Annotated in this window: 10 protein-coding genes; 8 read left to right on the forward strand and 2 right to left on the reverse strand. The window is 72.4% G+C overall.

Going from position 1 to position 14,072, the window contains the following annotated elements; genetic code table 11:
- Nucleotides 1-7: 7 nt before the first annotated feature.
- A complete protein-coding gene (locus J2S66_RS13930) occupies nt 8-376 on the forward strand; it encodes a nuclear transport factor 2 family protein (RefSeq protein WP_310307432.1) in 369 nt (122 codons plus the stop codon).
- Nucleotides 377-408: 32 nt separating this feature from the next.
- Nucleotides 409-1,476 carry a branched-chain amino acid aminotransferase gene (locus tag J2S66_RS13935; protein ID WP_310307433.1) on the forward strand — a complete coding sequence of 356 codons (1,068 nt, stop codon included), beginning with the start codon at nt 409-411 and terminating at the stop codon, nt 1,474-1,476.
- A gap of 72 nt (nt 1,477-1,548) precedes the next feature.
- On the opposite strand, the gene J2S66_RS13940 is transcribed toward J2S66_RS13935, so the two are convergent.
- Nucleotides 1,549-2,061, reverse strand: a complete 513-nt coding sequence (locus J2S66_RS13940; RefSeq protein ID WP_310307434.1) for an SRPBCC family protein — start codon at nt 2,059-2,061, stop codon at nt 1,549-1,551.
- Nucleotides 2,062-2,904: 843 nt separating this feature from the next.
- On the opposite strand from J2S66_RS13940, the gene J2S66_RS13945 reads away from it, so the two are divergent.
- Nucleotides 2,905-4,458, forward strand: a complete 1,554-nt coding sequence (locus J2S66_RS13945; protein WP_310307435.1) for a S8 family peptidase — start codon at nt 2,905-2,907, stop codon at nt 4,456-4,458.
- Nucleotides 4,459-5,004: 546 nt separating this feature from the next.
- Here J2S66_RS13945 and J2S66_RS13950 read toward each other — a convergent pair.
- Nucleotides 5,005-5,466, reverse strand: coding sequence for an RICIN domain-containing protein (locus J2S66_RS13950; protein WP_310307436.1), 462 nt, complete (start codon nt 5,464-5,466; stop codon nt 5,005-5,007).
- Between the two features lie 758 nt (nt 5,467-6,224).
- Here J2S66_RS13950 and J2S66_RS13955 point away from each other — a divergent pair.
- The 5 genes from J2S66_RS13955 (at nt 6,225) to J2S66_RS13975 (ending at nt 13,980) form a co-directional block, all read left to right on the forward strand.
- Entirely contained in the window at nt 6,225-7,559 is a 1,335-nt protein-coding gene (locus J2S66_RS13955) for an NAD(P)/FAD-dependent oxidoreductase (RefSeq protein ID WP_310314787.1), read from the forward strand.
- Nucleotides 7,556-9,157: an aminotransferase class I/II-fold pyridoxal phosphate-dependent enzyme gene (locus J2S66_RS13960; protein ID WP_310307437.1), complete on the forward strand. Its 1,602-nt coding sequence runs from the start codon at nt 7,556-7,558 to the stop codon at nt 9,155-9,157. The genes J2S66_RS13955 and J2S66_RS13960 overlap by 4 nt, the downstream gene beginning before the upstream one ends.
- 339 nt (nt 9,158-9,496) lie before the next feature.
- Nucleotides 9,497-12,247 (forward strand): ATP-binding protein, encoded by a 2,751-nt coding sequence (locus J2S66_RS13965; RefSeq protein ID WP_310307438.1) that lies wholly within the window; start codon nt 9,497-9,499, stop codon nt 12,245-12,247.
- Between the two features lie 80 nt (nt 12,248-12,327).
- Nucleotides 12,328-13,161 carry an alpha/beta fold hydrolase gene (locus J2S66_RS13970; RefSeq protein WP_310307439.1) on the forward strand — a complete coding sequence of 278 codons (834 nt, stop codon included), beginning with the start codon at nt 12,328-12,330 and terminating at the stop codon, nt 13,159-13,161.
- Between the two features lie 9 nt (nt 13,162-13,170).
- Nucleotides 13,171-13,980, forward strand: coding sequence for an alpha/beta fold hydrolase (locus J2S66_RS13975; protein WP_310307440.1), 810 nt, complete (start codon nt 13,171-13,173; stop codon nt 13,978-13,980).
- Nucleotides 13,981-14,072: the final 92 nt, after the last annotated feature.

Here is a 14,072-nt window from a genome sequence, read left to right on the forward strand (position 1 = left end):
AAGTGCCATGACCACTGCCCTGACCCGCGAAGCCGCCCTCGTCCACGACTTCTACCGGTTCGTCGACAGCGACGACGTGCCCGCGCTCGTCGCCATGTTCACCGAGGACACCACCTACCACCGCCCCGGCTACCCGCCGGTGGCCGGCCAGGACGGCATGTCGCACTTCTACACGCACCAGCGGGTGATCAAGGCGGGCGAGCACCGCGTCGAGTCCGTGGTGCTGGAGGGCGACCAGATCGCCGTGCGCGGGTCGTTCGAGGGCGTGCTGCGCGACGGCACGCGGACCAGCCTGCGCTACGCCGACTTCTTCACCCTCGCCGCCGACGGCCGCTTCAGCAAGCGCGAGACGTTCTTCTTCGCCCCCCTCGTCTGATCCCGCCCACCTCCCCCCGTTTGGAGCCCGCCATGACCTCCCTGCTGGACAAGTCGACCGCCGCCACGTCCCCGAAGTCCCCCGGCCACGGCGCCGCGTTCACCCCCCACCTGTACAGCCTGCGGTACACCCCCGAGCTGGGCTGGCACGACGGCGACCTGCTGCCGATGGAGAACCTGTCGCTGCACCCGGCGACCCTGGGCCTGCACTACGGGCAGGTCATCTTCGAGGGCATGAAGGCGTTCCGGCAGCAGGACGGGTCGGTCGCGGTGTTCCGGCCCTGGGAGAACGCGCGCCGCTTCAACCGGTCGGCCGCCCGGCTGGCCATGCCGGAACTGCCCGAGCACCTCTACGTGGACGGCGTGGACCGGCTCGTCGCCGCCGACCACGGCGAGCTGTCCGACCACCCCGACCACAGCCTCTACCTGCGCCCGCTGATGTTCGGCACGGACGCGAACCTGATGCTGCGGCCGTCGGAGGAGTACCTGTTCCTGGTGATGGCGTTCGTCGCGGGGGGCTTCTTCGGCGACGTGGTGCGCCCGGTGTCGGTGCTGGTGTCGCGCGACCAGGCCCGGGCCATGCCCGGCGGCACGGGCGACGTGAAGTGCGCGGCGAACTACGGGCCGTCGTTCGTGGCGCAGCGCAGGGCGCAGGAGGCGGGCTGCCAGCAGGTCGTGTGGCTCGACCAGGCGGAGCGCCGCTGGGTCGAGGAGATGGGCGGCATGAACCTGTTCTTCGTGCGCGGCTCCGGGCCCGGCGCGGAGGTGTTCACGACGCCGCTCACCGGGACGCTCCTGCCGGGCGTCACCCGCGACTCGCTGATGCGGATGGCCGACCGCCTGGGCTACCGCGTGGCCGAGCAGCCGGTGTCGGTCGACCAGTGGCGGGCCGAGTGCGAGGCCGGCGAGATCACCGAGGTGTTCGCGTGCGGCACGGCGGCGGTCGTCACGCCCGTCGGGCAGGTGCGCGACGTGGACGGCGACTTCACCGTGGGCGACGGGGAGATGGGCCCGGTGACCGGCACCCTGCGCAAGGCCCTGGTGGACCTCCAGCACGGCCGGGTGCCGGACGTGGACGGCTGGCTGCACCGGGTGTGCTGACCGTCGGGCGACGCGGGTCGGGCCCCGTGCCCGACCCGCCCCCGCTGCCGCCGAGACCGCACGACCCGCCGGTCACGGCGCGTTCGTCGTGGAGGCCCGCCGCTCCGGCCCCACGTCCCCGACCGACTCGGCGTGCGCCTTGACCGCGGCCAGGGTGTGCTTGATCGACTCGACGTTGTAGCCGGGCCGGTCCTGGCGCCCGGTGACGCGGGGGCCCAGGAACCGGCGGACGAACCTGTTGCCCACCCGGTACCAGTTCTCCGTCAGCACGCACCCGTGCCGGGTCGGCGTGATCACGTACGACCACCGCGACACCCGGACCAGCAAGGGCGACCGCACGTCGAAGGTCAGCAGCCGTTCCGGCTCGCAGGCCACGATCCGGGCCGTGGTCGACCACCGCTTGGCGCCGTTGTGGTTGAAGCCGCGGAGCTTGACGCCGACCGCGGGCCCGGTGGCCCCGTGCAGCCAGCGACCGCCGAGGTTCTCCGGGCTGAAGCGGCCCATCCGGGGCAGGTCGCTCACCAGCGCCCACACCACACCCGGTGCCGCGGCCACGTCGATGCTGTGCGAGATCGTCGGTTCCACCGGACCGAATGTAGGAGGAACCGGCTCCGGTGCCTACGTGCGATCGTGCGGTCGTGCGCGCAGGGGAAGGCGAGCACGGCGGCCCGGTCCTGCGTCGTGGCCGGGATCACCGACAGCGCGCCGAACCCTTACCCCAGTTCCGGTCCGGAAACAAGCGACAATACCAGCGACTCCGCCGTTTGATTGCACGATGTAGCGTACTGGCGTATCATGCCCGCCGATCGGCGGCAGGATCGCAGGCCATCCGGTCGCCCACCGCTGTTCGGCGCTCGACGCCGACTCGTGCGACTTCCGCCGGAACGGGTCGTCGATGCTCCACCGCTCGTACGAGTCGTTGATCAGCGATCAACGCCGGAGCCGCTCCCGCGACAGCCCCGGGAGGGGACGCAGAGCCCTCGACGCACAGCGGAGCCGGGTGCGGGCCGCCCGGCCAGGCTTACCCACACCGAAGAAAAGCAGAGTTCAGGCCGTTCCGACGACATCGGCAGCACGTGACCCGACGGTCCGTCGGTCCGGATCGCTCCGACGATCGCCAACGGGTCGACCAGCCGCTCCCCGAGTTCGCTGCGCTCATCCGCGATGACTCCTTCCCGGCATCTCACGGGGAGGATGAGCGAGCACGGCGGAAAATACACCCGGGCGGAAATTCGTCAGCGAGTCGAATGGCGCCGGCGGTCGCACCGGGGCGCGCCCACCGACAACGACGACCCGTGGCGGCCCTCCGGTCGCCGCCGCGCGGACAGCCACACACCGAGGACCTTCGGACTGCCGAAGCAATCCTGATCGGAACCACCGCAGGCATGTCACGCTCAGTGACCTAACCTTGACCCTGCGGAGGTTTCGATGAAGGGCAGAACTCGTGCGGTGCACGGGATGTTGGGCGCCGTGGCGCTCACCGCCGGTCTCCTGGCCGGCGCGCCGGCCGCGGTCGCGGCGGAGGGCGACATCCAGCTCGCCGCCGCCGGCACGGCCGTGCCGGGGCAGTACCTGGTCGTGCTGAAGGACGAGGTGGGCGCCCAGGCCGCCGACCTCACCGCCAAGCACGGCGGCACGGTCACCGCCACGTGGCGGCACGCCTTACGCGGCTTCGCCGTGAACGCCGACGAGAGAGAAGCGCGAAGACTGGCCGCGGACCCGGCCGTGCGGTCGGTCAGCCAGAACGGCCTGGTCCAGGCGACCGACACGCAGCTGAACCCGCCATCGTGGGGGCTCGACCGGATCGACCAGAACGACCTGCCGCTGAACTCGGCGTTCAACTACCGCATGTTCTCGAACTCCGTGCGGGCGTACGTCATCGACACCGGCATCCGGACCACCCACTCGACGTTCGGCGGCCGGGCCTCGTGGGGCTACGACGCCGTGGACGGCAGCAACACCGACTGCAACGGGCACGGCACGCACGTGGCGGGCACCGTCGGCGGCAGCCAGTACGGCGTCGCCAAGTACGTGCGACTGGTCGCCGTGCGCGTGCTCGGCTGCACGGGCTCCGGCACGTTCGCCCAGGTGATCAGCGGCGTCGAGTGGGTGACCGCGAACGCGGTCAAGCCGGCGATCGCGAACATGAGCCTCGGCGCCCTCGCCTCCGCGGCCACCGCGCCCCTGGAGACGGCCGTGCGCAACTCCATCGCCTCCGGGGTCACGTACACCATCGCGTCCGGCAACTCCGACGACGACGCGTGCCGCTACAGCCCGGCGCTCGTGCGCGAGGCGATCACGGTCAACGCCTCGACGATCACCGACGCACGGGCGTCGTTCTCCAACTACGGCAGGTGCACCGACATCTTCGCCCCCGGCGTGAACATCAAGTCGTCGTGGCACACCAGCGACACCGCCACCGCCACCTCCGACGGGACCTCGATGGCCGCCCCGCACGTCGCGGGGGTCGCGGCGCTCTACCTGTCCGCCCGCCCCGCCGCCCCGCCGGCGGACGTGCACGCCTCGCTCGTCGCCGCCGCGACACCGAACAAGATCACCAACCCGGGCGAGGGCTCGCCGAACCGCCTGGCCCACACCGGGAGGCTGCCCAGCTTCCCGGCGACCGTCACGGCGACCCGCTACGTCGGCGTGCCCGGCGACCACCTCACGTCGGTCACCGGCGCCCCCTCGGGCTACGTGTTCGAGCAGGCCCTCGGCAGGCTCTCGACCACCTGGACCCCGGGCACGCACCCGCTGTACCGCTGCAAGTACAACAACTGGGACTCCTTCACCGCGTTCGACGTGAACTGCGAAGGCCATGCGTTCATCGGCCTGCTCGGCTACGCCTACGACATCCCGATCGCCGGCAGCCACCCGATCTACCGCTGCATCGTGCGGAACAACGCCGACCACATGGAGTCCTACGACGCGAACTGCGAGGGCCAGATCACCGAGGCGAACATGGGCTACTTCCTCGACTAGTCGTGGTCCACGGGTGAGGTGACCGGCGACGGCCGGTGGCCGGAGCCTGGCGAGGTCTCCGGTGGACGGGTCGGCAACCGAGGAACCCGCGCTACCGGAGACCTCGCGGCCGGTGCCGCGACAGCGGAACGGTCCGAGCTGTTCCACGCCCGGTGGGCACCCCGTGGTGCGGGACCTCACCGGAGAACTCGATCGCGCGGCCCGACCACCGGTCGCGTTCCGCCGCGGTTCGTCCTGGGTGCGCGACCTCGCCGGCGGGCGGCCGGCGGTCGGCGGGGTCCTGTCGATCTCCGAGGGCGACTCGTACGCGTCGACCGCGGTCACACCGGCGAGATAGCGCCACTGCCCGCATCCGGCGCAGCCCACCGGCGGCAATTCGCCCGACACGATGGTCACGGCAGGTGACGGCCTGGAGCGGCCCTCACACGTCCTGCCGACTCCAGGCGCCGTGGCCGATCCGATCTCCTCGGCACCGGTCGGACAACCTGCGGAAACGCCGTTCCGGCCCGGCGCGGCGGTCCGCCGCGCCGGGCCGGATGGCCGGTACTACTGCTTCCACCACTGCCACTTCGTGGACGGGGTGTCGGGGCAGTACCAGAGTTCGGTCGGTGCGCCCGGTTTGATGTCCGAGCCCACCACGTTGAGGCACAGGCCGGATTGCGCGTGCACCAGGTTCACGCCGTCGAACTTCCAGAGCGCCACCTTGTCGTTGCACACCCAGATTTCCGTGCGCGTGCTCAACTTGGTCCCGTAGCCGACCGTGTTGAGGCACAACGCCGAATTCGGGTTGAGGAGCTGCCCCTTGCTGTTCAGCTCCCAGAGCTGGGACGGACTGCCGAGGCAGTTCCAGATCTCCGTCCGGCTACCGGGGTCGACACTGCCGTTGGAAACACTCAAACACAAGCCGGAGTTCGGGTTGAACAACTGGTTTCCGTCCTGCGGCGCATCGGCGACCGCGACGCCGGCCAGGGCGGTGGTGGACCACAGGGCGATGAGCACCGCGATCACGCGAATACCCAGGAGACGAATGCGCAAGTTCCTACCCTTCATTCGTGATGCAAGGGCGGCGGCAAGATGGTACGAGGTGCACGAATCATATTCGGCGGCGGTTCGGAGTGTAGCGCCGGGGAACTGTCCCGGCAAGCTCCGCATGACCTGAATCGACTCGACGGCGTTGCTGATCGGCGGCGGACAACTGCGCCTTTCGGCTCAACACGGACTCTGCACGGTAAATGAATTCCCCCGGTTCGGGTGTCGTGCGGCCATTTCCGACGCCAGGGTGTTCCGAGCGCCGCTCACCGGCTCGCCCGGCCGGGCGATGCCAACCGGTCGCAGGCTTCTCGCCCGGACGAGGCGGTGGTGGGCCGATCGCCGCCACCGGCTTACCCGCCACATGCGGTCGAGAGCGCCCGCTCCGCCTTTGTCGTCCGAAACGCCGGTGCCCCGCGGACGAGGATCAGGTCCGCGTCGTCGACCTGACGGAACGCGCCACGGGTGTCGCCTGGTCGACCCAACGGTCTCGTCGGCATCGACGCGGGCCGCGAACCCCGCCCGGCGAGGCCGGTGCCCACCGGGGCTGCGACGACGACGGCCCTTCGGGCGGAGCGCATCCCGCCAAAGCAGCGGAAAGTTCCGGGCGCAACCCTGCGCAAAGGTCACACGTCTCATTCCACCTCCCTTTCCGGGAAAGTTCGGGTTCGCGAACAAAGGCGAATGCTCGACCATTCGGCCCTGTACAGGACACACCGGTGCTGTTGGATGATCGCATGTACAACGCTATTGTGATAGGTGCTCGGTGCGCCGGGGCGGCGGTCGGCACGCACCTCGCCCGACAAGGCCTCCGGGTGTTGGTGGTGGACCGTTCGCGATTTCCCAGCGATGTGCTGTCCACGCATTTCATCTGGCCGCACGGCGCTTCCTACCTGAACCGATTAGGGGTATTGGACCAGGTGCGGGCCGTGACGCCCGCGCACACCCGGGTCACTGTGGTGAACAATGGGATCGCCTTGCGCGGCGGCATCCCCGAAGAACTGCTGCGCAACCAGTTCCGGTTGCTGCACGACGACGACAGCGGGATCACCACGGAGTACTTCTCGGTCCGCCGGCACGTGCTGGACGGGATGCTGGTCGACAACGCCGTGCGGGCCGGTGTGGAGTTCCGCGAGGGGTACACCGTCAAGGAGCTCCTGCGGGACGAGGACGGGACCGTCGTCGGCATCAAGGGCCGGGACGGCACGGTCGAGCACGCGCAGGTCGTGATCGGGGCCGACGGGCGCAACTCCTTCGTCGCGCGCGCCCTGGGGATCGCGAAGTCCGACGAGCGACCGCGGTGCACCTACGCCTACTGGAGCTACTTCAGCGGCATCCCCGACTGCGAGGCGCAGATCCACCGGCAGGGCAGGCTCGGGATGGCGATGGCCTCGACCAACCACGGGCAGACCATGGTGTTGACGTGGGGGCCGAGCGAGTGGGCCGCGGGGTTCCGGGCCGATGTCGAGGGCAACTTCCACCGCGCGCTCGGGCTGATCAGCGAGGAGGCGGCGGACACCGTGGCACGGGCGCGACGGGAGGAGCGCTTCTACGGGACGCTCGACCAGGCCGCCTTCCTGAGGCGGTTGCACGGGCCCGGCTGGCTGCTGGTGGGTGACGCCGGGTCGTTCAAGGACCAGTGCACTGCGCTCGGGATCACCCACGCCCTGCGCGACGCCGAACTGGCCGCGGAAGCGGTCGGCCGGTGGCTCGGCGGCGAGACCGACCGGGACACCGCCATGGCCGGGTACGCCGCCAAGCGCCGCAGCCAGACCGCCGCGGCCTACTACGACTACGTGTGCACGCTCGCGGAGATGAAGCCGCTGCGGCACGACGAGTTGCAGCTGTTCGCGATCCTGCGCGGCAACCAGGCCGAGATCGACCGCTTCATCGCCACCCACGTCGACGTGGCGCCGGTCTCGGAGTTCTTCGACCCGTCCAACGTGTTCCTGCTCAACGACACGGCCAAGGAGTCCTCGCGCGACCACGGCGCGTTCGCCGACTTCGAGGCGACCTACCGCGAGCACCAGCGGAACCCGTTCCTGCGCGTGGGAGCGGAGGTGGCCCGATGACCGGCACCCCGGTGCGGGAGCGCGAGGACGGCGAGGTCGTCGCCTCGCTCATCGCCGCGGCCGACGCCGCCGGCACCGACCCGGTCACCGCGGCCAAGGCGGTCGCCGCTGCCGCGCGCGAGGTGTCGGACATGCTGCGGAACTGGGCGACCCACATCCCGTGGGAGGACCTGGAGGAACTGGACGCCCGCGCCGAGGACGAGGTGGTCCGCTTCTTCGGCGAGGACTTCCCGGCGATCCGGGCCGACCTGGAACCGATGTGGGAACCGGCGACGACGTCCGCGCCGGCGATCGACCCGGACGAGGACTACGCGCTCGACAAGAACGCCTACGACTTCTTCCGCCCCGTCGGGACCAACCTGCTCGATCGGACCGAGGAGTTCCACGGCTGGGTGGAGGCGCGCAGGCGCACGGAGACCTGGCAGTACTCCCGGCTCCTGGAGGCGGCGCCCGGTGGTGTCGCGACCATCACCAACGACCTGAGCAAACCCGCCCGGGGCATCAACTTCAACTCCCAGGACTACCTGTCGTTCAACGCCCACCCGGAGGTCCGCGAGGCGGCGGTCAGGGCGATGCGCGACTTCGGCCCGCACAGCGCCGGGTCGCCGATGGTGCTGGGCAACACCCGCATCTCCGACGAGCTGGAGGCCGCCCTCGGGGCGCTGGTCGGCCTGGAGCACGTGACGCTGTTCTCGAACGGGTGGTCGGCGGGCTTCGGCGCCGTCACCGGCCTGGTCCGCCAGGAGGACCACGTCCTCATCGACCGGCTCGCCCACTCGTGCCTGCAGACGGGGGCGCGCGCGGCGACCAGGAACATCACCCGCTACACCCACCTCGACGTCGAGGCCGTGCGCGGCCACCTGGCCCGCATCCGCGCCACCGACACCCACAACGGCATCATGGTCATCACCGACGGCCTGTTCTCGGTGGACGCCGACTGGCCGGACGTCGCCGCCCTGCAGGAGGTCTGCCACGCCCACGACGCGACCCTGCTGGTCGACGTGGCCCACGACCTCGGCTCGATGGGCCCCGGCGGCACCGGCGTCCTGGGCATGCAGGACATGCTGGGCAAGGTGGACCTGGTCATGGGCGCTTTCTCCAAGACCTTCGCCTCCAACGGCGGCTTCGTCGCGACGAAGTCACCCGCGGTGAAGCAGTACGTCAAGATGTTCGCCGCGTCCCACTTCTTCTCCAACGCCCTGTCCCCCATGCAGACCGCCGTGGTCCTCAAGGCGGCCCAGATCATCCGCACCGACGAGGGCGACGCCCTGCGCGGGCGGCTGTTCTCCGCCATCCACGCCCTGCGCGACGAGCTGACGACGCGCGGGTTGACCTGCATGGGCTCGCCGAGCCCGATCGTGCCGGTCCTCATCGGCAACGAGAAGCTCGCCCGCACGGTCAACCGCCTGCTGTTCGACCGCGGGGTGCTCGCCTTCATGGTCGAGTTCCCCGTCACCCCGACCGGCGCCTCGCGCTTCCGGTTGCAGGTGCAGGCCGCGCACGAGCCGGAGCAGGCGCGGGAGGCGGCCCGCATCATCGACGGGGCCCTGCGCGACGCGCGCGAATACCTGTCCAGCGCGTTCGGCAACTCCTTCTGACGGGACGGGGCGCTGCCACCGGGAGCGCCCCGTCACCTCCTTCGCGCGGTGACCGGCGGCGGCGAGCACCGCACCGCACCTGCGTGTCGAGGGGACCGTGTGAAGCGCACCACCTTCGCGGGCGACGAGCCCGTGGGACGTCCCGACGAGTGCTCAAATATGTCCGCAGGCGCCGGAGCCCTCGCTTTCCGCGAAGCGGCGCGCGTGCCGTGGTGCGGCTGACGCCCCGGCCCGGCCCCCGGCCGGTTCACGGGAGTCACCGCCGGGTGTCGGCCGGTCGGAGGAGGACGTGGCACCTCGCGGGCAGTGGGGAGTCGCACGGAGGAGACGGAGCGCGGCATGCGACGACGGGCGCTGCTGGGTCGCGAGACGGAGCGCCTCGCGCTGGCCGCCCTGGTCGAGCAGGCCGCTTCCGGGTCGGGCGGCGCGGTGGTCGTCCTCGGTGCCCCCGGGATCGGCAAGTCGGCGCTGGTCGCCGAGGCGGCGGCGCGGGCCGCGGGCCGCGGGACCCGGGTGATCACGGCGGTGGGGGTGGAGTCGGAGGAGGACGTGCCCTGCGCCGGCCTGCACCAGCTGGTCCACCAGCTGCGGGACGGGGTCGACGACCTGCCCGGACCGCAACGCGCCGCGCTGCGCGCGGCCGTCGGCCTCGTCGACGAGGCCGTGCCCGACCTCTACCTCGTCGGCCTGGCCGCGCTGACCCTGCTGTCGGACGCGGCGGTGAAGGCACCGCTGCTGGTGGTCGTCGAGGACGCCCACTGGGTGGACCGGGCCAGCCTGGACGTGCTCGGGTTCGTCGCGCGCCGGATCGAGTCCGACCCCCTCGCCCTGGTCGCCGTCACCCGCGGCCTCGACGACCGGCTCGGAGGTGCCGGGCTGCCCGTGCTGCACCTGGACCCGCTGACGGACGAGGTGTCGGGTGAGCTGCTGGACGCGGTGGCCCCCGACCTGGGGCAGCAGGTCAGGCGGCGGCTGCTGGAGGAAGCGGCCGGGAACCCCCTGGCGTTGACCGAGCTGCCGGTCGCGCTGCGGTCGGTCGGTGGGGCGTACGCGCTCACGCCGGGACCGCTGCCGTTGACCGAGCGGCTGGAGCGGACCTTCACGGCGCGCGTCTCCCGCCTTCCGGTCGACACCCGGGCGGTCCTCCTCCTCGCGGCCCTCAACGGTGACGGGACGATGGACGAGTGCCTCGCCGCCGCCGCCCGGATGCTCGGGACGGCGGTCGACGTCGCCGCCCTCGGACCGGCGGTCGACGCGGGCCTGGTCGAGCCGTGGGGGATGGTCTTCCGGCACCCGCTCGTCCGCTCGGCGATGCACCACGCCGCGACCGCCGCGGAACGGCAGGCCGCGCACGCCGCCCTCGCCGCCGGGCTCCACGGGCAGCCCGACCGGCAGGCGTGGCACCGCGCCGCCGCCACCGCCGGCCCCGACGAGCACGCGGCGCGGGACCTGGACTCCACCGCCGACAGGGCCCTGCGGCGGGGCGGTGTCGCCGCGGCCCTGGCCGCGTTGCGGCGGGCGGCGGAGCTGACCGCGGACCCGTCCGCCCGCGCGGACCGGCTGCTGCGCGCGGCCGAACTCGCCCTGGAGTCGGGCCAGTGCGACGTCGCGGCCCACCTGCTGTCCCGGGCGCGCTCGCTGGACCTCTCGGTCCGGGACCAGGGCCGTGCGGCCTGGGTCGGCATCGCCCTGGTCGAGGGATCGGCGCGGGGCGAGGGCACCGCGACCGCCGAGCTGGCCGAGCTGGCCGTCGGGATCGCCGCCGGTGGCGAACCCGTGCTGGGGCTGCGCATGCTGTGGGGCGCGGTCCTGCACTGCTTCTGGGGAGAGCCGGGGCCGGCCGCCCGCCGGCGGGTCGCCGCCGCCGTCGACCGGATGCCCGTGGACGCGGACAACGCCGACCTGGTGGCCTTGCGGGCGTACTGCGCGCCGGTCGAACGCGGGCGAGCCGTCCTCGCGTCCCTGGCCGGTCAGCTGGAGCGTTCGTCCGAGGACGCCGAGGGCGACCAACTCCTGGGCGGCGCCGCGGTGACGGTGGGTGCTCCCGCCCTGGCGGGCCGGCTGGCGGCGAGGTCGCTGGACGCGCTGCGGGCGCGGGGCCGTCTGTCGATGCTGGCCCGCGCCCTGTGCGTCCAGGCGGGGAGCGCCGCACGGCTCGGTGACGTGCGCGCCGGTCACCTCGCCGCCGAGGAGGCCGCCGAGCTGGCCCGCGAGACCGGTCAGCCCCTCGTGCACGCGATGGTGCACGCCATCCGCGCACAGCTCGCCGCCGTCTGCGGCGACCCGCGGGCGGAGGCGTGGGCGGCGGAGGCGGAGCGCACGGCCCTCCCCGGCGGCGCGCGCCCGGCGCTGGCCATCGTGCAGATGGCCCGCGGGCAGGCGGCCCTCTGCCAGGGGCGCTACGGCGACGCCTTCGGGCACCTGCACCGCGTCTTCGACCCGGCCGACCCCGCTTTCCACCCCTGGCTGCGCTTCTACGGGGTCGCCGAGCTGGTCGAGGCGGCCGTGCGCAGCGAGTCCGCGGACGCGGCGCGGGAGGTGCTGGAGGAGCTGGCCCCGCTCGAAGAGCAGACCCCCTCCCCCGCCCTGCTCTGCGGGCTGCGGCTCGGCCGCGCCCTGCTCAGCCCACCGGACGCCGCCGAGCCGCTCTACCGGGCGGCCCTCGTCGCCGTTCCCGTCGACTGGCCGTTCGAGCGGGCGCGGGTGCACCTCGCCCTGGGCGCGTGGTTGCGGCGGCACCGGCGGCCCGCCGAGTCCCGCGTCGTCCTGCAGGCCGCGCGCGAGGTCTTCGACGCGCTCGGCGCGGCGGCCTGGGCGGAGCGGGCGCGCCAGGAACTGCGCGCCGCGGGCACGTCCTCCCCCCGCCGGGACCCGGCCGCCGTCGACCGGCTCACGTCGACCGAGCTGCACGTCGCCCAGCTCGCCGCGCAGGGGCTGACGAACCGGGAGATCGGCGAGCGGCTGTACGTCTCGCCCAGGACCGTGAGCACCCACCTCCAGCGGATGTTCCCCAAGCTGGGCGTGACGTCCCGCGGCGAGCTCGCCGCGGTGCTGCGCGGCACGATGACGTACGCCGAAGACGTAGTCTGACGGACGCGGCCGGTCCCGTCCGCTCCCTAGGTTCGTGCCATGCCCGGTCCGCGCACGGCGGACGGGAGGGAAGGCACACCATGGGAACCATCACCGTCGGCACCGAGGGCTCGACCGACGTCGAGCTGTACTACGAGGACCACGGCTCCGGTCAGCCGGTCGTCCTGATCCACGGCTACCCGCTGGACGGGCAGTCGTGGGAGAAGCAGACCGATGCGCTGGTCAAGGCCGGCTACCGCGTCATCACCTACGACCGCCGGGGCTTCGGCCGGTCGAGCAAGACCATGACGGACTACGACTACGACACCTTCGCCGGCGACCTGGACACGGTCCTGACCCGGCTGGACCTGCGTGACGTCGTCCTCGTCGGCTTCTCGATGGGCTCGGGCGAGGTCGCCCGCTACCTCGGCACCCACGGCTCTGAGCGGGTGGCGAAGGCGGCTTTCCTCGGCGCGCTCCAGCCGTTCCTGCTCCAGGCGGAGGACAACCCCGCGGGCGTGCCGCAGTCGGTATTCGACGGCATCGCCGAGCAGGCCGAGGCCGACCGCTACGCCTGGTACGAGAACTTCTTCGTCGACTTCTTCAACACCGACGAGACGCTCGGGTCCCGTCTCAGCGAGGCCGCGCTCCGGGCGAACTGGACCACCGCCATCGGCTCGGCGCCCGTGGCGGCGTACGCGTGCGTCCCGGCGTGGTTGACGGACTTCCGGGCCGACGTGGAGCGCATCGACGTGCCGTCGCTGATCCTGCACGGCACCGCCGACCGCATCCTGCCGATCGACGCCACCGCCCGCGAGTTCCACCGCCGCCTGCCCGATGCGCGCTACGTCGAGATCGACGGTGCCCCCCACGGCCTGCTGCTCACCCACGCGGCCGAGGTCAACGCCGCCCTGATCGCCTTCCTCGCGGACTGAGAACCGGACATGCGCACCCTCACGCACCGCGTCACCGCACGCATCACCGCCCTGCTGGTCGTGCTCGTCGTCGTCGCCGGCCTCGGCGCGTCGAACGCGGTGGCCGACCGCCCAACGGGCGGGCAGAAGCCCACGATCGTCCTCGTCCACGGCGCCTTCGCGGACGGAGCGAGCTGGAACCCCGTCATCGAGCGGCTGCAACGGCGCGGCTTCACCGCCGTCGCCGTGGCCAACCCGCTGCGCGGGGTCCGGTCCGACGCCGACGCCCTCGACGCACGCCTCGCCGGCATCGACGGACCCGTGGTGCTCGTCGGCCACTCCTACGGCGGCGCCGTCATCACCAACGTGACGGCACGTTCACCGAAGGTGAAGGCGCTGGTGTACGTCGCCGCCTTCGCCCCCGCCGAGGGCGAAGCCGCGGGGCAGCTCGCCGCGAAGTACCCCGGCAGCTCCCTGGGCGGGACGCTGGCGCCGGTTCCGCTGCCCGACGGTTCGACGGACCTCTACATCGAGCCCTCGCTCTTCCGGCAGCAGTTCGCGGCCGACGTCCCGGCGCGACAGGCCGCGCTCATGGCGAGCACCCAGCGCCCCGTCCGGGACGCCGCCCTGGACGAGGCGTCCGGCACACCCGCCTGGACGAGCATCCCCTCGTGGTTCCTGCTGGCCGGTGCCGACAGGAACATCCCCCTCCGGGCGCAGGGGTTCATGGCCGACCGGGCCGGCTCACGCGGCACCGTGACCGTCGAGGGGGCCTCGCACGCCGTGGCGGTCTCGCGTCCGGACGCGGTCGTCAAGCTCGTCGTCCGCGCCGCCGACTGACCCACTCCCCCAAGCCCTCCGGCCTCCGTGACCTGTGGCTCTCGGGGGCCGGAGGGCTGTCGTCGACCCGCGTGGACGCGGCGGCGGGGCAC

The sequence above is a fragment of the Saccharothrix longispora genome, from assembly GCF_031455225.1.
GTDB classification, from domain to species: Bacteria; Actinomycetota; Actinomycetes; order Mycobacteriales; family Pseudonocardiaceae; genus Actinosynnema; species Actinosynnema longispora.

Bases quoted from the DNA above. Each gene is read 5' to 3' on its own strand.
- J2S66_RS13930 (WP_310307432.1), top strand. From the start codon at position 8: ATGACCACTGCCCTGACCCGCGAAGCCGCCCTCGTCCACGACTTCTAC.
- J2S66_RS13935 (WP_310307433.1), top strand. From the start codon at position 409: ATGACCTCCCTGCTGGACAAGTCGACCGCCGCCACGTCCCCGAAGTCC.
- J2S66_RS13945 (WP_310307435.1), top strand. From the start codon at position 2,905: ATGAAGGGCAGAACTCGTGCGGTGCACGGGATGTTGGGCGCCGTGGCG.
- J2S66_RS13955 (WP_310314787.1), top strand. From the start codon at position 6,225: ATGTACAACGCTATTGTGATAGGTGCTCGGTGCGCCGGGGCGGCGGTC.
- J2S66_RS13960 (WP_310307437.1), top strand. From the start codon at position 7,556: ATGACCGGCACCCCGGTGCGGGAGCGCGAGGACGGCGAGGTCGTCGCC.
- J2S66_RS13965 (WP_310307438.1), top strand. From the start codon at position 9,497: ATGCGACGACGGGCGCTGCTGGGTCGCGAGACGGAGCGCCTCGCGCTG.
- J2S66_RS13970 (WP_310307439.1), top strand. From the start codon at position 12,328: ATGGGAACCATCACCGTCGGCACCGAGGGCTCGACCGACGTCGAGCTG.
- J2S66_RS13975 (WP_310307440.1), top strand. From the start codon at position 13,171: ATGCGCACCCTCACGCACCGCGTCACCGCACGCATCACCGCCCTGCTG.